The organism is Streptomyces fumanus (assembly GCF_014655295.1).
Classification (GTDB): domain Bacteria; phylum Actinomycetota; class Actinomycetes; order Streptomycetales; family Streptomycetaceae; genus Streptomyces; species Streptomyces fumanus.
The window spans coordinates 1-16386 of record NZ_BNBI01000006.1; the positions used below are offsets into that span (position 1 = coordinate 1).

The 16386-nt window shown below is 72.1% G+C and carries 15 protein-coding genes and 1 rRNA gene; 6 read left to right on the forward strand and 10 right to left on the reverse strand.

Going from position 1 to position 16386, the window contains the following annotated elements:
• A 5S ribosomal RNA gene (rrf, locus tag IE316_RS14130) occupies window positions 1–93 on the forward strand; the annotation flags it as partial.
• A 62-nt stretch (window positions 94–155) separates the two neighbouring features.
• Here the strand turns inward: rrf and IE316_RS14135 are convergent.
• Both IE316_RS14135 and IE316_RS14140 read right to left on the reverse strand, forming a co-directional pair.
• Window positions 156–827 carry a response regulator gene (locus IE316_RS14135; RefSeq protein ID WP_190204661.1) on the reverse strand — a complete coding sequence of 224 codons (672 nt, stop codon included), beginning with the start codon at window positions 825–827 and terminating at the stop codon, window positions 156–158.
• A complete protein-coding gene (locus tag IE316_RS14140) occupies window positions 824–2158 on the reverse strand; it encodes a sensor histidine kinase (RefSeq protein ID WP_190204662.1) in 1335 nt (444 codons plus the stop codon). The genes IE316_RS14135 and IE316_RS14140 overlap by 4 nt, the downstream gene beginning before the upstream one ends.
• Between IE316_RS14140 and IE316_RS14145 the strand changes: the two genes are divergently transcribed.
• On the forward strand, window positions 2157–2744 hold the full coding sequence (locus tag IE316_RS14145; protein ID WP_190204663.1) for a GNAT family N-acetyltransferase: 588 nt from the start codon (window positions 2157–2159) through the stop codon (window positions 2742–2744). The two genes, IE316_RS14140 and IE316_RS14145, sit on opposite strands and share 2 nt — an antisense overlap.
• Here the strand turns inward: IE316_RS14145 and IE316_RS14150 are convergent.
• The 6 genes from IE316_RS14150 to IE316_RS14175 form a co-directional block, all read right to left on the reverse strand.
• Window positions 2733–4340, reverse strand: coding sequence for a type IV secretory system conjugative DNA transfer family protein (locus IE316_RS14150; protein ID WP_190204664.1), 1608 nt, complete (start codon window positions 4338–4340; stop codon window positions 2733–2735). The genes IE316_RS14145 and IE316_RS14150 overlap by 12 nt on opposite strands.
• Before the next feature lie 21 nt (window positions 4341–4361).
• Window positions 4362–5774 carry an ATP-binding protein gene (locus IE316_RS14155; RefSeq protein WP_190204665.1) on the reverse strand — a complete coding sequence of 471 codons (1413 nt, stop codon included), beginning with the start codon at window positions 5772–5774 and terminating at the stop codon, window positions 4362–4364.
• Between the two features lie 12 nt (window positions 5775–5786).
• Window positions 5787–7346, reverse strand: coding sequence for an SCO6880 family protein (locus tag IE316_RS14160; protein WP_190204666.1), 1560 nt, complete (start codon window positions 7344–7346; stop codon window positions 5787–5789).
• Window positions 7343–8689, reverse strand: coding sequence for a hypothetical protein (locus tag IE316_RS14165; protein ID WP_190204667.1), 1347 nt, complete (start codon window positions 8687–8689; stop codon window positions 7343–7345). Before IE316_RS14165 ends, IE316_RS14160 begins: the two co-directional genes overlap by 4 nt.
• Window positions 8679–9452: a DUF8175 domain-containg protein gene (locus IE316_RS14170; protein WP_190204668.1), complete on the reverse strand. Its 774-nt coding sequence runs from the start codon at window positions 9450–9452 to the stop codon at window positions 8679–8681. The genes IE316_RS14165 and IE316_RS14170 overlap by 11 nt, the downstream gene beginning before the upstream one ends.
• 189 nt (window positions 9453–9641) lie before the next feature.
• Window positions 9642–9950, reverse strand: coding sequence for a DUF8827 family protein (locus tag IE316_RS14175; protein WP_190204669.1), 309 nt, complete (start codon window positions 9948–9950; stop codon window positions 9642–9644).
• 485 nt (window positions 9951–10435) lie between these two features.
• On the opposite strand from IE316_RS14175, the gene IE316_RS14180 reads away from it, so the two are divergent.
• Window positions 10436–11383 (forward strand): C40 family peptidase, encoded by a 948-nt coding sequence (locus IE316_RS14180; RefSeq protein WP_373311214.1) that lies wholly within the window; start codon window positions 10436–10438, stop codon window positions 11381–11383.
• 224 nt (window positions 11384–11607) lie between these two features.
• On the forward strand, window positions 11608–12324 hold the full coding sequence (locus IE316_RS14185; RefSeq protein ID WP_190204670.1) for a phosphatase PAP2 family protein: 717 nt from the start codon (window positions 11608–11610) through the stop codon (window positions 12322–12324).
• A gap of 30 nt (window positions 12325–12354) precedes the next feature.
• Here the strand turns inward: IE316_RS14185 and IE316_RS14190 are convergent, their stop codons facing one another.
• Window positions 12355–13908 carry an FAD-binding oxidoreductase gene (locus IE316_RS14190; RefSeq protein ID WP_190204671.1) on the reverse strand — a complete coding sequence of 518 codons (1554 nt, stop codon included), beginning with the start codon at window positions 13906–13908 and terminating at the stop codon, window positions 12355–12357.
• Window positions 13909–14655: 747 nt separating this feature from the next.
• On the opposite strand from IE316_RS14190, the gene IE316_RS14195 reads away from it, so the two are divergent.
• Window positions 14656–15519 (forward strand): SCO4651 family lipoprotein, encoded by an 864-nt coding sequence (locus IE316_RS14195; protein WP_229910394.1) that lies wholly within the window; start codon window positions 14656–14658, stop codon window positions 15517–15519.
• Between the two features lie 68 nt (window positions 15520–15587).
• Window positions 15588–15773, forward strand: coding sequence for a hypothetical protein (locus IE316_RS14200; RefSeq protein WP_190204672.1), 186 nt, complete (start codon window positions 15588–15590; stop codon window positions 15771–15773).
• Window positions 15774–15786: 13 nt separating this feature from the next.
• Here the strand turns inward: IE316_RS14200 and IE316_RS14205 are convergent, their stop codons facing one another.
• A complete protein-coding gene (locus IE316_RS14205) occupies window positions 15787–16155 on the reverse strand; it encodes a metal-sensitive transcriptional regulator (RefSeq protein ID WP_190204673.1) in 369 nt (122 codons plus the stop codon).
• Window positions 16156–16386 lie beyond the last annotated feature (231 nt).

Here is a 16386-nt window from a genome sequence, read left to right on the forward strand (position 1 = left end):
ACGCCCGGTTACATTCCGAACCCGGAAGCTAAGCCTTACAGCGCCGATGGTACTGCAGGGGGGACCCTGTGGGAGAGTAGGACGCCGCCGAACAATTATTCAAGGGAAAACCCCGCACCTTCCGGTGCGGGGTTTTTCTGCGTTCCAGGGCCGTTTCAGGACGGATTCACCAGACCCGTGTCATAGGCCAGGATGACCGCCTGGACGCGGTCCCTGGAGCCGGTCTTGGCGAGGATGCGGCCCACGTGGGTTTTCACCGTGGACTCGGCCAGGTGGAGGCGGGCCGCTATCTCCGTGTTGGTCCAGCCCTTGCCGATGACGGTGAGGATCTCGCGTTCGCGGTCCGTGAGGGAGGCGAGACGGGGGTCCGGCGGCAGGTAGGTGTTCTCGGGGCCGGGGGCCGGCAAGTGGTGGACGTAGGCATCCAGCAGACGGCGGGTCAGGGCCGGGGCGACCACCGCGTCGCCGGTCGCGACCGCTTGGATGCCGGAGAGCAGCTCCTGCGGCTGGGCATCCTTGACCAGGAAACCGGAGGCGCCCGCGCGCAGGCCCGCGTAGGCGTACTCATCGAGGTCGAACGTCGTGAGGATGAGCACGCGGGTGCGGTCGCCGGCGGCGGTGATGCGGCGGGTCGCCTCGATGCCGTCCAGGCCCGGCATGCGGACGTCCATGAGGACCACGTCGGGGCGGAGTTCCGCCGTCATGCGGACGGCCTCGCTGCCGTCGGCCGCCTCGCCGAGGACCGTCATGTCGTCCTGGCTCTCCAGGAGCATCCGGAAACCGAGACGCTGCAGGGGCTGATCGTCGGCGATGAGCACGGTGGTCACTGCGGGGGTTCCTCCGGGAGGTGAAGACGGACGCGCCAGCCCTGTTCGGGCCGGGGACGGGGACCGGCCTCAAGTGTGCCGCCGTACAGGGCCGTCCGCTCCCGCATTCCGGGGAGGCCGCGGCCGTCGGTCGGGGCGTCGAGGGGCCCGCCGCGGCCGGTGTCGGTCACGGTGAGGGTGACGGCGCCGCCGTCACCGTAGACGAGGTCTATGTGGGCGGTGGCGGCGGGGCCGGCGTGTTTCAGGGTGTTGGTGAGGGCTTCCTGGATGACGCGGTAGACGGCCAACTGGCGGCCGGGGGCGAGGGCGGGGCGCCCCTTGACCGTCGTACGGACCGGCAGGCCGGCCGCGCGGACGCCGTCGAGCAGGCGGTCGAGGTCGGCGAGGGCGGGCTGCGGGGTGCGGCGGGCCTCCTCGGGCCGGTCCTCGCGGAGGACGTCGAGCAGGCGGCGGAGTTCGCCGAGGGCCTGGCGGCTGGTGCTGCCGATGGCGTCCAGGGCCTGGGCGGCGCGGTCCGGGGACTTGGCCGCCGCGTACTTGCCGCCGTCGGCGAGTCCGGTGATGACGGAGAGGTTGTGGCCGATGATGTCGTGCATCTCGCGGGCGATGCGGGCGCGTTCGGCGGCGGCGGCGAGCCGGGCCTGCTGGTCGCGTTCGACCTCCAGGCGGCGGGCGCGGTCCTCCAGGGCCGCGGTGTAGTCGCGCCGGGTGCGGACCGTGACGCCGATCAGCGCGGCGACGCCGATGGAGAGCACCATGGACCCGAGCTGCTGGTTCCAGGGCCCCGCGTCGTCCCCGTACCGGACGATCGTGACGCAGACCGGGGCCGTCATGACCGCCGTCGCCCACCACAGGTTGCGCAGCGGCAGGCGCAGCGCGATGTGGTGGACGAGGACCAGTTGGAGTAGGGCCGCCTGGAGCGAGGCGCCGGACCAGGCGTTCAGCAGGGCGACCGGCGCGGTGGCGAGGAGGGCGGCGCGGGGGTGGCGCCGGCGCCAGAACAGCGGGACGGACAGGCCCAGGCTCAGGGCGAGGACGAGCGGGCCGGGCAGATGGGGGTCGTGGGCGATGGTGCGCCAGCCGCCGCCGCTGTAGTCGATGAGGGCGGCCGCCACCCAGAAGCCGGTGAAGTGCAGGTCCCAGACGAAGGGACGGCGGCGGTCGAACGCGCGGATGCCGCGGTTGACGCGCTGGACGTACTCGGTGAGGGGCTCGGCCGCCCGTTCCTGGTCCACCTGACCATGATCGGGCCGGGCGGGGGCGGCGGGCGTCGGCGGGGAGCCGTATATGAGGTGAGGAGCGTAGTACCGGGGTATTACGGTGAGCGGCATGAGTGGCCGTGCGAGTGCCTCGCCCCCTGGTGACTACGTGATACGTCCGGTCCGCGCCGAGGAGTGGACCGCGGTGCGGGAGCTGGCGCTGCGCATGCTGCGGGACCCCGCCGCGCCCATCGCCTTCCTGGACACCTACGAGCAGGCCGAGGCCCGGCCGGACTCCTTCTGGCAGGAGCGGGCGGCCAACGCCGCCGAGGGCTCGGAGCGGGTGCGGCAGATCATCGCCGAGGGACCGGGCGGGGCCTGGCTCGGCACGGTGTCCGTGCTGATCGAGGAGCCCGGGAGCACGGACTGGGCCGGGCTGCCCGTGACGCGCCGGCAGGGGCACCTCGTCGGCGTGTTCGTCCGGCCCGAGTGGCGGGGCAGCGGGCTGATCAAGGCGCTGTTCGCCGCCGGGCTGGACTGGGCGTGGGAGCGGGGCGTGGAGCGCGCCCGGCTGTTCGTGCACGAGGACAACGCGCGGGCGCAGGGGCTGTACCGCAAGGTCGGGTTCGTGCCCAGCGGGGTGACGGTGCCGCTGGCGTCGACGCCCGGGAAGATCGAGCTGGAGTACGTGCTGGAACGGGCGCCGCTAGACGGGTAGTTCCGCGTGCGGCCAGCGGGCGCGGGCCTGCTCGCGGGAGCGGAGCAGGGCCAGGGTCGGCAGGCCCTGGCCGGCTCCCGAGGCGAGCAGCTCCGGCAGTTGGGGCAGCGGGGCCACGGCGGCGACGTCGTCCAGGACGAGCGTCAGTGGTGGGTCGAGCCGACCGGAGGATGACCGTGCGGCCATGCGCCGGCCGTGCTCGACCACGCTGGAGACGAGGGCCGTCAGGAGGGGCATCGCCCCCGGGGCGGTCCTGGGGTCCTCGATGGGTTCACCTACCACGTACAGCGTTCCCCCTTCCTGGATGAAGGAATCCAGGGCGAGGGCGTCATTTCGGTGCGGGGTGCAGGACTCGCGGATGTTGACCGTGGAGAGGGCGGCCAGGGCCCGGTTGGTCAACTGGTGGGCCATGTCCCGGCGCTCCGGATGCGCGGTGAGGGCGGCCTCCAGCTCACCGGCGGCGCCGGGGGCGGCCTTGGGGTGCGTACGGAGGATGCGTACGGCGTCCTGCACCTGGGTGCCCTGGGACCAGCGGTGGACGTGCCGGATCGTACGGGCGTCCAGCGCGGCGGCGTGGAGATAGCTGCGCAGGAGGGTCTCCGCGGTGTGGGTGACCGCCTGGTCGAGCCTGGCCGTGGGGCGTACGGGGGTGAGCAGGGCGGTGGCCCTGGCGGCGGCCGTCTCCTTGTCCGCGCAGCCGGTGGTGGGGGACCAGTGGAGGCGGTTCGGGGTGTCGCAGAGGTGGGTGGGGTCGTAGAGGTGGGTGGGGCCCAGCTTGGCCCGGGCGTCCTTCGTCTCCTGCCAGAGGGCGGGGGCCGAGGTGATGACCAGGGCGGGGCCCTCGGCGTCCTGTACGGCCTGGGTGGCGGTGTGCTGGTGGGTTGCGCGGGGGCCGTAGCGGATGGTGCCTTCGGGGCGGGGGCCTGGTGTCTGCCATCCGAGCGGGGGTGCGGCGACGGGCGGGGTGGTGGGGAGAGCCTCCACCGGGGCGGCCGGGGTCGGTTGCGGGTCGGTGGCCCTCGGGGGTGGGACGGTCTCCTGGAGAGGGACTGCGGGGGCCTGGGGCGTGTTGACCGGTGACTGGGGGGTTCCGGCCGGCGCCTGCGGGAGCTGAGCCGACGCCTCCGGGACCTGGGCCGGCGCCTGCGGGGACTGTGGCACCTGGGCCGGGGACTGCGGGGACTGGGGCGCCTGCGCCAAGGTCTCCATGGGCCGCGCCGACGCCTCCCGCCCCCGTCTGCGTACCGCCCGCCACCGGGCCAGGGTGCTCATCACGAAGACGGCCAGCACGCCCAGGATCATGAGCTGGCCGATGAGCAGGCCCCAGAAGAGGCCGTAGCCGGAGAGCCGGGCCGGGTCGGCGTCGGGCCAGGCGCCGGGGATGTCGTGGGGGTGGGCGACGAGGTGGCGCATGGCCTGGGGCGTGCGGGTGAAGGTCACGGCGTCGGGCCAGGCGCCGTGGGCGAACAGCGCGGCCAGGCCGGTCGCCGTCCACACCAGGACGGTCACGCCGAGCAGGAAGCCGAGGACCCCGACGAGCAGACCGTCGGGGATGCCGCCGCCCTGGCCGGCCCGCTGCCGGTCGTCCGGTCTCATCCGTACGTCCTCCCCGTCCCGCTACGCCACCGTCGATTCCGACGAGTCGCCCAGGTGCTGCTCCACGAAGGCCGCCGCCCGCTCCTCCGCCTCCCGTTCGGCGGCGCGCAGGGCGTCGTCGGCGAAGTCGGCGGAGGACTCGGTCATCGCCCGGTCGGTGAAGACCAGGGGGCGTTCGGTCTCGGTGATCAGGTGCTTGACGACCTGCACATTGCCGTTGACGTCCCAGACGGCGATGCCCGGGGTGAGGGTCGGGATGATCTCCACGGCCCAGCGCGGCAGGCCCAGGACCCGGCCGGTCGCTCGGGCCTCGTCGGCCTTCTGGGCGTAGATCGTCCTGGTGGACGCCATCTTCAGGATCGCCGCGGCCTCCTTGGCGGCCGCCCCGTCGACCACGTCGGACAGGTGGTGGACGACGGCGACGAAGGACAGGCCGAGCCGCCGGCCGAACTTCAGCAGCCGCTGGAAGAGCTGGGCCACGAACGGGCTGTTGATGATGTGCCACGCCTCCTCGACCAGGAAGATGCGCTTCTTCCGGTCGGGGCGGATCCAGGTGTGCTCCAGCCACACACCGACGATCGCCATGAGGATGGGCATGGCGATGGAGTTGCGGTCGATGTGGGACAGGTCGAAGACGATGAGGGGCGCGTCCAGGTCGATGCCGACCGTGGTGGGGCCGTCGAACATGCCCCGCAGGTCACCGTCGACCAGCCGGTCCAGGACCAGGGCGACGTCCAGGCCCCAGGCGCGTACGTCGTCTATGTCGACGTTCATCGCCTCCGCCGACTCCGGCTCGGGGTGCCGCAACTGCTCGACGATGTCGGTCAGTACCGGCTGGCGTTCCACGACGGTCTCGTTGACGTAGGCGTGGGCGACCTTGAGGGCGAAGCCGGAGCGCTCGTCCAGGCCGTGGCCCATCGCGACCTCGATGATGGTGCGGAGCAGCGCCAACTGGCCCGTGGTGGTGATCGACGGGTCGAGGGGATTGAGGCGGATGCCGTGGTCCAGGGCGGCCATCGGGTCGAGGCGGATGGGCGTTATGCCCAGTTCCTGGGCGATCAGGTTCCACTCGCCGACGCCGTCCTCGCCCTGTGCGTCCAGGACGACGACCTGGCGGTCCTTGAACCGCAACTGGCGCAGGACGTACGTCTTCTCCAGCGCGGACTTGCCGTTGCCGGACTCCCCGAGGACCAGCCAGTGGGGGGCCGGGAGCTGCTGGCCGTAGAGCTGGAAGGGGTCGTAGATGTAGCCCTTGCCGGAGTACACCTCGCGGCCGATGATCACGCCGGAGTCGCCGAGGCCGGGGGCGGCGGTCGGCAGGTAGACCGCCTGGGCCTGGCCGGTGGAGGTGCGCACGGGCAGGCGGGTCGTCTCGACCTTCCCGAAGAGGAAGGAGGTGAAGGCGTCGGTGAGGACGGACAGCGGGTCCCGCATCAGGCTCAGCCCCTACCTTCGGATGCCGGTGGCGAACGGAAGCGTGTTCACGAAGGCGCGGTGGTGCTCGCGGTCGCACCACTCCAGTTTCAGGTACGACTTTCCGGCCGAGGCCCGGATGGTCCGCTTGTCGCGGGCGAGCGCCTCGGGGGAGCGGGAGGAGACGGTGATGTAGCCGACCAGGTTGACGCCGGCCGCGCCGCTGGCGAGGTCCTCGCCGCGCTGGTCGAGCCGGTTGTGGGCGGCCAGGTCACGGGGGTCGACGGTGCGGTTCATCTTGGCGGCGCGGGACGCCTCGGCCACGTCGTTGGTCTTCTCGGTGAGCATCCGCTCGATGGCGACCTCGGTGGGTTCCAGGTCCATCGTGACGGCGACGGTGCGGATGACGTCCGGGGTGTGGACGAGGAGCGGGGCGAGGAAGTTGACGCCGACCGGGGTCATCGGCCACTCCTTCACCCAGGCGGTGGCGTGGCACCAGGGGGCGCGGGTGGCGGACTCGCGGGTCTTGGCCTGGAGGTAGGTGGGCTCCATGGCGTCCAGCTCGGCCGGCCAGGCGTTGCGCTGGGTCATCGCCTGGATGTGGTCGATCGGGTGGTCCGGGTCGTACATGGAGTGGATGAGGGAGGCGAGCCGGCTCTGGCCGAGCGGCTGGCGGACGCGGATGTCGGCCTCCTGGAGGCGGGAGCAGATGTCGGTCAGCTCGCGCGCCATGACGACGGCGAGGCCGCCGTCGCGGTCCAGCCTGCGGCCGCCCTGGGTGCGGCTGGCGCGGGCCATGGCGTGCGCCTCGGCGGCCAGCTCGCGGGTGTAGTGCATGCAGGCGACCAGGTAGGCGCGGTGCTGCTCGCTGCTGGTGGACACCATCGACAGCAACTGGTCGTACGACTGCCGCAGCCACGGCGGGGACTTCTCGTCGCCGCGGACGGCGACGTCCTTGGCGTGCGCGTCGGGGTCGGCGGGCAGGGTGCGGGCGAGCATCTGCAGGCGGGTGACGAAGCCGTCGCCGTTGGCCACGTGCTTGAGCAGGGTGCCGAAGCGGTCGACCAGGGCCTCCTGGTCCTCGGAGTCGCGCAGGCCGACGCCGGGGCCCTCGATCTCGATGGCGGCGGTGACCGTCTTGCGGTCGGCGTGCAGCAGGACGGCGATCTCGTCGGGGCCGAACGGGGCGGAGAGCCAGGTGATGCGGCCGATGCCGGGCGGCGGGCCGATCTCGACCTCGCGTCCGTCGAGCCGGGTGCCGGCCTCGGCGGCGGTGGAGCGGTAGGTGGTGCCCCGGCGCAGGGTGCGCTTGTAGCTGCGGTTGATCTCGAACCACTTGTAGAAGGTGCGGTGCTTGTACGGCACGTAGACCGCGGCCAGCGCGAGCATCGGGAAGCCGGCCAGCAGCACGATGCGCAGGGCCAGGACGGGGACGAGAAGGCCGGACATCATGCCGAGGAACGCGCCGATGACGATGAGCGCGATCTCGCCGGTCTCGCGGTTGCGGCCGACGATCGCGTTCGGCCGGGCGCGGCCGATCAGATATGTACGGCGGGGCGTGACCGGATGGGACACGTGGGACTCGGTCGTCAACGCCCTTCACCTCCCGTGCGGTTGGTACTGCTGTTGCTGTTGCGGTTGTTCCCGGCGTGGGGCGTGTTCGCCGGGCTGGCGGAGCGCGGCGCGGGTGCGGCGGAGGGGACGGCTCCGCTGCCGTTGGAGGTGCGGGCGCTGTGCGCGGCGACGCCGCCGGAGGCCGGGTTGGCGGGGCGGGGGGTGGCGGAGGAGGAGGCGGGCCGGCCACCGGCGTCGCCGCCGCCGTTCTGCCGGGTGCTGTGGGTGCGGATGCCCTGGGCGACGAGGTTGGCCGGGGAGCTGAGGACGGCGGCGGCCTTGTTCTCGGTGCCCTGCATGAGGCGGTTGTTGCGGTAGCCGGCGATCTCGTCGCCGAAGCCGGGGACGAAGCGGTAGATCATCGCGGAGGCGAAGATGGCCAGCAGGATGATGGCCAGGCCGGAGACGACGGCGGCGAGGGCGTCCGGGCCGTCCTCGTTGGCCAGGGCGCCGGCGAGGCCGAGCACGATGACGATGACGGGCTTGACCATGATCACTGCGATCATGATGCCCGCCCAGCGGCGGACGTGGCCCCACAGGTTCTTGTCGACCAGGCCGGCGTAGACGACGACGCCGAGCAGGGCGCCGACGTAGAGCAGGACGGCGCGGAGGTAGAGCTCCAGGTAGAGCACGCCGGCGGCGACGATCGACACGAACGACACCAGGATCAGCATGATCGGGCCGCCGCCGATGTCGTTGCCCTTCTCCAGGGCCTCGGAGAAGTTGCCGAAGAAGGTGTCGGTCTGGTCGCCGGTCGCCTTGGCGAGGACCTCGCTGACGCCGTCGGTGGCGGAGACGACGGTGTAGAGGACCAGGGGGGTGAAGGCCGAGGCGAGGACGGTCAGCCACAGGAAGCCGACGGCCTCGGAGAAGGCGGTGGTGAACGGGACGCCGCGGATGGCCCGCTTGGCGACGGCCAGCAGCCACAGCAGGAGGGTGAGGATCGTCGACGCGGCGAAGACGATGGCGTACTGCTGGCGGAAGGCCGGGTTGGTGAAGTCGACGTTGGCGGTCTCCTTCACGGCCTCGCTCAGCTTGTCGACGGTCCAGGAGGCGGCGTCGGCACAGCCCTTGGCGAGGGAGGAGAGGGGGTCGAGGGCGGAGGTGGGGGTGAGGGAGCCGCCGCCGCCGCTGGTGCCGCCGCCGTCTCCGCGTTCGCAGTAGTCCTTGGCGGGACCGAGGATGAGGTCGCAGTCGTCGTCCGACGGGGTCGGCGACGGCGTGGGCGCGGCCGTGGCGCGGGTGGCCAGCAGGACGAGCGCGGTCTGCGCGGCGGTGACGGCGGCGGCGACCGAGAGTACGCGGCGCGGGCTACCGGGCATAAGAGAACCCTCCGTACTCCTGGACTGCCTTGGACATCTCGTCGGCGCTCGATGCCTTGTTGTCCCCGGGGACGGGCGCGGGGCCCTCCTTCTGGGAGAAGCTCTCGACCTTCCAGTCGCCGTCCGTCCAGCGCATCCCGAGCGTCATGGTGAACCAGTCGCTGCTGACCGGGTTGGTCGACTTCTCGCCCGCCGTGCCGAACACCCCGGTGCACCAGACCTCGACGGTCGTGGTGGTCCCGGAGGAGTCCGTGACCTTGGTGCCGATCGGGGTCGTGCGGGAGACATAGGTGTTGCCGCCCGTCGCGTCACCCTTCTCGTCCAGGCCGATGCTGCTCAGGAATGCCTTGCTGTACGCCTTGTCGAAGCGGTCCTTCAGGGCGGCCTGCTTCTCGGGCACGAAGACCTGCCGGACGATCTCGGCCCGGCGGTCCGGCTTGACGATGTCGGCGGACACCAGCGTCACGGCGTAATTGGCCGCCGCGCTCTGCGCCCCCTGCTCGTCGTGCGCGAAACCCGACCCCGAGGGTCGTTCCCCGGTCGGAGCCGTGGCCGATGTTTCTGGTTTGTCGGTGGTTCCGGTCGTGGTGGGGGAGTCGTCGTCGCCGCGGTTCGCGAAGGCGATCGCGGCGATGAGGAGGACGACGACGCCGACGACCGTGATCAGGCTCCGGGAGGGGGAGCGGGAGGGGCGGCGGGGGGTGCCGTCGCCGTCGGGGTAGCGCGTGCGGGTCTGGCCCGTGTGCTCGTCTCCGAGACTCATTGCGCGTACCGCCCCTCGACGTCGTGCGGGACCTGACACCCCGGACCGTTGCAGTACGACGGTAGCCGTGCTGGTTCCCGCGCGGGCGCGGTGTGGTGACTGGACATCAGGGAAACGCAACCTCAGCCGGTGGGCACGACGGGCGGGTGGGAGGGAGGGGAGCGGAGCGACCGGGCGTGCCCGGCCCGGTCAGACGGCCATGCCGTAGACGATGGTGAACAGCGTCCCCAGTGAACCGATGATGAAGACACCCGTCAGACCGGCGATGATCAGGCCCTTGCCCTGTTCGGCGCTGAAGGTGTCGCGCAGTGCGGTGGCGCCGATGCGCTGCTTGGCGGCGCCCCAGATGGCGATGCCGAGGCAGAGCAGGATGGCGACCGCCATGACGACCTGGACCATCGTCTTCGCCTCGGTGCCCAGCGCCCCGAAGGGGCCCCAGTCCGGAGCGATACCGCCGATGATGGTGTTGATGTCTCCCTTGTCGGCCGCAAAGAGCATGTAAGTCACCGCCCCTGGTGGGTAGTTCCGCATCCTCTGCGGGCATGCAGAGGTCGAGCCTCATTGTCGCTGACAATGACGCTGTCGGATGTCGACTTGGCGTCATTGATTGGCGGGTTTCGTACGAATACCTTGCCACCGGTTCGCGCCGGGCCGCTCTGCCAGGCGTGGCCCCGGTATGCGTGGGATCGTATGGTCACTCTGTGTATCACGGCAGGTCACGCCGGGCAACGAGGCCGGTGCGAAACCTGTGGCGTGGTTCCGTCGTTACGTCTTCTCATGTCTTCGTGCGCGGTCGGGTCGGTCGGGTCCCCCGTGCAGGCTACTCCGCGCGGGCCCGGGACGTGACGTGTGATCACCCCATGATCGGGGGGACGCCTCTACACTGAGTCCGGCTACGACTCCCGGGCGGTGAGGGGCGGTTGACGGTGCGTAAGGCGTGGATCGTGGCGGGCGCCGCCGTGGGCTCGGGTCTGGCGTTCGTGATGCTGCTCGTCGTCGGCGTCTACCTGGTCGCCGGGAACCTCTCGGGCGGCGGCACCGGCGGCGGGTCCAAGACGCTGGCCAAGGGCGCGGTTCCGGCCGCGTACCAGCCGCTCGTGCTGAAGTGGGGCAACCTCTGCCCGGCCATCAACCCCGCGCTGCTCGCCGCCCAGCTCTACCAGGAGAGCGGCTTCAACCCCAGGGCGCAGAGCGCGGCGGCGGCGCAGGGGATAGCGCAGTTCATCCCCGGCACCTGGGCCACGCACGGCATCGACGGGGACGGGGACGGGGACCGGGACGTGTGGGACCCGAACGACGCGATCCCCTCGGCGGCCTCCTACGACTGCTCGCTCGCCAAGTACGTGAAGGACGTCCCCGGGAATCCGACCGAAAACATGCTCGCCTCCTACAACGCGGGGGCGTACGCGGTGATCAAGTACGGGGGCGTGCCGCCGTACGAGGAGACCCGGAACTACGTCAAGCGGATCACGACGCTCGCGGAGAGCTTCGCGGCGCCCACCACGCGGGTGGACCCCTCCAAGCAGGCCGCCGGGGCCATCGCGTACGCCCAGGACAAGCTCGGCACGCCCTACCTCTGGGGCGGCAACGGCACCGCTGACCAGGGCGGACGCTTCGACTGTTCGGGGCTGACCAAGGCCGCGTACGAGAGCGTGGGGATCAAGCTGCCGCGGGTCGCCAACGACCAGTACAACGCGGGACCGCACCCCGGGCGGGACGAACTGCTCCCCGGCGATCTCGTATTCTTCTCGGACGATCTGACCAATTCGCGGGCCATCCGGCATGTGGGTATCTATGTGGGCGGCGGATACATGATCAATGCGCCGTACACGGGTGCGGTGATCCGGTTCGACCCGATCGACACCCCCGATTATTTCGGGGCCACGCGCGTGACCGAAGATGGCGCGAAAGCGCTCCCCAGCGCTGTCTGAACAGAGCGTTAACCCACCCCCTGAGCTGCGACAACGTGTTTCTCTTCGATAACGTCTGCGTGATCATTCGGTGGAGGGTGGAACGTATCAACGGGGACCGTGCGTTCCTGTTGGCGTAGGTGTGCGAGCCGAACAGGGGCCGAGCGGATCTACACACCACGGGGGTGGCCGAGCGGCACGCGCAAAGGGCGTGCCGGACGACATGACGAAGGGGCCGCAGCACCATGGCTGGACTCGCCGAATCCGGGTCGAACCCCGACGTCGACCTGCTCTACGACATCAATGGCCTGGCCAAGGACGCGCCGCACTGGTTCGACCGGGTGATGGAGTTCACCGGTGAGTACGGGCTGCTGTTCGCCATCGTGCTGCTGGTGCTCGCCTGCTGGTGGACCGTGCGGCGGCGGGGCGGCGAGGATGCGGCGACATCGGTGGCCGCGCTCCTGTGGGCGCCGCTCGCGGCCGGCGTCGCGGTCCTGATCAACGTGCCGATACGGGGTTTCGTGGAGCGGCCCCGGCCGTTCAAGACCCACCAGGGCCTGGAGGTCCTGGTCGACGGCAAGAACGACTACTCGTTCGTCAGCGACCACGCCACGCTCGTCATGGCGATGGCCGTCGGACTGTTCGTCGCCAACCGGAAGTTCGGCATCGCCGGGATCGTGCTCGCGCTGCTCGGCGGGTTCTGCCGGGTCTACATGGGCGTGCACTACCCCACCGACGTGGTCGGCGGGTTCGCGCTCGGCACGGCGGTCGCGCTGCTGCTGTCGCCGGTCGCCATGGCCCTGCTGACGCCGGTGGTCCGGGCGGTCGAGCGGTCGCCGCGGGCGGGGTGGCTGGTCAGCGCGCGGGGCCGGTCCCCGTACGGGAACCGGGACGCCGTGCTCCCCGGGGCGCGGCACGAGCAGCGGGCCGCGGACCCGGAGGAGCGGGACCTGGCGGCGTAGCGGCCGGCCGCCGGTCCCTGGGCCGGCCGGTCAGAGGGCTTGCGGGAAGGTGAAGAAACGGTTCGGGTCGTACCGTTTCTTCACCTTCGTCAGTTCCGGCGCCGCGTCGCCGTAGTACGCCGTCCGCCAGTCCGTCAGGTCCGGGTCGGTGTAGTTCTGGTAGGCGGCGCCCGAGGCGTACGGGCGCATCGCGCGGTGGGCGTCGGCCAGCCAGGACCGGGCGGTGGCGCCGCTGGTGCCGGGCCGCCAGGAGACCAGGTACTGGGCGAGGAAACGGGAACGGCGGTGGACGAAGGCGGTGGCCGTGGGGGCGACCCGGTTGACCGCGCCGCCCAGCGCGGTGAGCGCGACGCTGCCGGTGCCGCCGCGCACCGAGCGGAGCTGGGCCAGCAGGGCGCGGACGCCGGCGGCGGACAGGGAGCGGTCGTAGAAGTCCGAGCGGGCGGCGTAGGTCTCGCGGCGCAGCGCGCCCTTGGGTGAGCGGCCCGGGGTGGTGCCGGGCAGGTGGCACTGGGCGTCGGAGGAGAAGGACGCGCAGCCGGCGTACATCTCCATCGACTCCTCGTACGTACGGCGCCGCAGCGATACGGAGGCGGCGGAGGCGCCGATCCGGTCGGCGAGGCGGTCGACGGCGTTCTGGAGTTCGCCGTAGGTGCCGAGGGAGAAGACGCTGACGGAGACGGTGGGGGTGGCGCCGGCCGACTCCAGGTGCAGCGCGGACCAGATCTCGTCGGGCTGGGCCGGGCCCCACTCCTGCCAGGCGCGGAGCACGGCGGACGCCCTGGACCAGGGCCAGGTCAGGTAGCCCGTGACGGCCTGGGGGGCGGGGTGGGTGCGGAAGCGCAGCTCGGTGACGACGCCGAAGTTGCCGTTGCCGGCGCCGCGCAGGGCCCAGAACAGGTCGGGGTGGTCCTCGGCGTTGGCGGTGAGCTGCTTGCCGTCGGCGGTGATCAGGGTGGCCTGGGTGAGGCTGTCGCAGGTCAGGCCGTAGGCGCGGGAGACGACGCCGTGGCCGCCGCCGAGGGTGAGGCCGGAGATGCCGACGGTGGGGCAGGAGCCGGCGGGGAGGGTGACGCCCTTCTTCGCCAGGGCGCGGTAGACGTCGATGAGTTTGGCGCCGGCGCCGATGACGGCCTCGGAGGCGGTGGCCCGGACGCGGGACAGCGCCGATACGTCGATGATCAGGCGGTCGTTGCCGGAGGACCAGCCGGCGTAGGAGTGGCCGCCGTTGCGGATCGCGGTGCGGAGGTGGTGGGCGCGGGCGTAGGCGAGGGTGGTGCGGATGTCGTCGGCGTGGGCGACGTAGGCGATGGCGGTGGGGCGGAGGGTGTCGAAGCGGGTGTTGTAGAGGCGGTGGGCGGTGGGCCAGGCGGGGGCGTCGGGGAGGAGGAGCCGGCCGTCGAGGTCCCCGGCGAGGGAGGGCCAGGGTGGGGGGTTGGAGGTGCGGGTGGTTCTACGGGGGCGGCTGGGGTTGGTGGGGGAGGGTTTGTTGTCGGCGCTGTTGCTGTCCGTGGTGCAGGCGGCTGTTGCTGTGGTGGTGAGGGTGGCGGCTGTGGTGGTGCGGATGAAGGTGCGTCGGTTCATGGGTGCCTCGCCTCCCGGTGGGGGTTCGTGAGACGAGACGGGGGGTTGGGGGGTGGGGGTTCCATCGGCCGGTGCTGGTGGAGTGCGGGGCGTGGGTGGGGGGTTGGGGGCGCGGCCCGGCGTGGGCGGGGTGCCGCCGCGCCCACCCGTGCCGCCCTTGGCGGCACGATTGCCCGCGGTGTGGCGCGGTGCGGTGCGCGGGGTTGGCGGGCGGGGTCGGGGGCGCGGCCCGGCGCGGGCGGGGTGCCGCCGCGCCCACCCGTGCCGCCCTTGGCGGCACGATTGCCCGCGGTGTGGCGCGGTGCGGTGCGCGGGGTTGGCGGGCGGGGTCGGGGGCGCGGCCCGGCGTGGGCGGGGTGCCGCCGCGCCCACCCGTGCCGCCCTTGGCGGCACGATTGCCCGCGGTGTGGCGCGGGTCGGCGACAGGTGCGCGTGGCGCGGCGTGGGCGCGGGTCGGCGGCAGGTGGGCGCGGCCCGGCGTGGGCGGGGCGGAGTCCGGCGGGGCGTTATGGGTTCGTGTGGGTGGCCGCGTCCGTTCTGGCCTGGCTTCTGGCTCGGCGGGCCGGGCCCTGCCAGCCGCAGGTGCAGCGGGCCAGGCAGAAGGGGCCTCGTTCGACCGTGGTCGTGCGGTGGTCCGGGGCTTCCCGGGGGGTTTCAAGACCGTCCTGCTGCGACACGCCACCACGTTACCGGCGTCACCCGCACGTCGTTAACCGGGCGGAGGCGACGGCTGGGGGTAGGCAGGCGATGGCAAGGCGACAGCGGCAGCTCCGGAAGGCGGGCGCGGCGGTGGGCTTCGTCATGGCCTGTGGGGGATGGGCCGTGTGCGGCTGCTCGGGGAGCGGGGCGTCCGCGCAGGGAGCGCAGGAGGCGCCGGGGGCGCAGGCCGCCGGGGAGGTGCGCGGCGCGGCCGGGAAGCTGGTGGCGGCCGGGAGCGCCGAGGCGCGGACCGCGATGGAGATGGCCAGCGGCGGGACCCGGGTGACCATCCGGGGCGAGGGGGTCTACGACTTCGGGGAGGGTGTCGGCCGGCTCAAGGTGCTGCTGCCGCAGGACCCGGCCGGCACCCGTGACCGCAAGCCGATCACCGAGCTGCTGGCGCCCGGCGCGCTCTACATGAAGAACCGGGGCGCCGGGGTGCCCGCCGACAAGTGGGTCAGGGTCGAGACGGGGGCGCTGTCCGACGGGAACCTGGTGACCGGCGGGGCCACCGACCCCTATGTCGCCGCCCAGGTGCTGCGCGGCACGCGGACGGCGGCGTACGTGGGGCGGACCGAGGTCGCGGGGACGCCGGTGCGGCACTACCGGGGCACCGCCGACCTGGGCCGGGCGGCGCGGGCGGCCGGGGGCGCGGCCGGCCGGTCGCTGCGGGCGGCGGCGAAAGGGTTCGCCACCGCCGAGGTGCCGTTCGACGTCTACCTGGACGACGACGGCCGGATCCGCAAGCTCCGGCACCGCTTCAGCTTCGTCAACGGCCAGCGCGGCGACACCGTCGCGGTCACCTCCACCACGCTGCTGTACGACTTCGGCGTCCCCGTCACCGTACGGCTTCCGGCCGAGGACGACATCTACGCCGGGAAGATCGCCGACGAGCCGGGCGGTGAGGACTAGCCCGTCCGTGCCATGCGCGGTGCGTAGACCGCTGCCTACCCTAGGAAGTCGGTGACGGCAGAGAAGAGGTGACGCACGTGGCTCCGGTCGGCGGTACGGCAGTTCAGGACCACGTGGCCCTCGCCGAGATCGAACTGTGCGGGGAGCTGATCATCGCGGCCTCCGCCGCGCGGGAGCGGCTCAGCCTGGAGAGCATCGACGAGGTACTGCGCGTGGCGGAGGAGCGAGAACGCGCCACGCGCGCCGCCGGCTGAGACCGCCGGGATCTCAGGTCCGCAGCAGCCGGCCGATCGCCTTGGTGGCCTCCTCGACCTTGGCGTCGATCTCGGCGCCGCCCTTGACCGCCGCGTCGGCGACGCAGTGCCGCAGGTGCTCCTCCAGCAACTGCAGGGCGAAGGACTGCAGGGCCTTGGTGGAGGCGGAGACCTGGGTGAGTATGTCGATGCAGTAGACGTCCTCGTCGACCATCCGCTGCAGGCCGCGGATCTGGCCCTCGATCCGGCGCAGCCGCTTGAGGTGCTCGTCCTTCTGTTTGTGGTAGCCGTGCACCCCGCGGTCGTGGTCGGTCACCACGTCCGTCCCGTCCGCCTCCACGGCGGCGGAGGGCGCACTCGCGCCGGCCTCGCTGGTCGTCATCGCGTCCTCCTGTGAGACAGATCGCCCCGATATACCCCTACTGGGTATATGGTACTGAACTTTCTTGGGTAGAGGCCCCTTGGCCAATGCTGTGCGCCGCGTCCGGAGCCGGGCCCCGGGTCGCCCCCCTGCTCATCACTGTGCCTGATGGGCGACACTGGGGGACGGCCCGTTAGCCGTGGCCGGATGATGCGCCTAGCATCAGCCTGACCGAAACCGATGCACCCCGAG

Coding starts and splice junctions, on each gene's coding strand:
- IE316_RS14195 (WP_229910394.1), top strand. CDS start 14,656: ATGGCAAGGCGACAGCGGCAGCTCCGGAAGGCGGGCGCGGCGGTGGGC.
- IE316_RS14140 (WP_190204662.1), bottom strand. CDS start 2,158: ATGCCGCTCACCGTAATACCCCGGTACTACGCTCCTCACCTCATATAC.
- IE316_RS14145 (WP_190204663.1), top strand. CDS start 2,157: ATGAGTGGCCGTGCGAGTGCCTCGCCCCCTGGTGACTACGTGATACGT.
- IE316_RS14205 (WP_190204673.1), bottom strand. CDS start 16,155: ATGACGACCAGCGAGGCCGGCGCGAGTGCGCCCTCCGCCGCCGTGGAG.
- IE316_RS14190 (WP_190204671.1), bottom strand. CDS start 13,908: ATGAACCGACGCACCTTCATCCGCACCACCACAGCCGCCACCCTCACC.
- IE316_RS14185 (WP_190204670.1), top strand. CDS start 11,608: ATGGCTGGACTCGCCGAATCCGGGTCGAACCCCGACGTCGACCTGCTC.
- IE316_RS14165 (WP_190204667.1), bottom strand. CDS start 8,689: ATGCCCGGTAGCCCGCGCCGCGTACTCTCGGTCGCCGCCGCCGTCACC.
- IE316_RS14180 (WP_373311214.1), top strand. CDS start 10,436: ATGCTGCTCGTCGTCGGCGTCTACCTGGTCGCCGGGAACCTCTCGGGC.
- IE316_RS14155 (WP_190204665.1), bottom strand. CDS start 5,774: ATGCGGGACCCGCTGTCCGTCCTCACCGACGCCTTCACCTCCTTCCTC.
- IE316_RS14150 (WP_190204664.1), bottom strand. CDS start 4,340: ATGAGACCGGACGACCGGCAGCGGGCCGGCCAGGGCGGCGGCATCCCC.
- IE316_RS14170 (WP_190204668.1), bottom strand. CDS start 9,452: ATGAGTCTCGGAGACGAGCACACGGGCCAGACCCGCACGCGCTACCCC.
- IE316_RS14175 (WP_190204669.1), bottom strand. CDS start 9,950: ATGCTCTTTGCGGCCGACAAGGGAGACATCAACACCATCATCGGCGGT.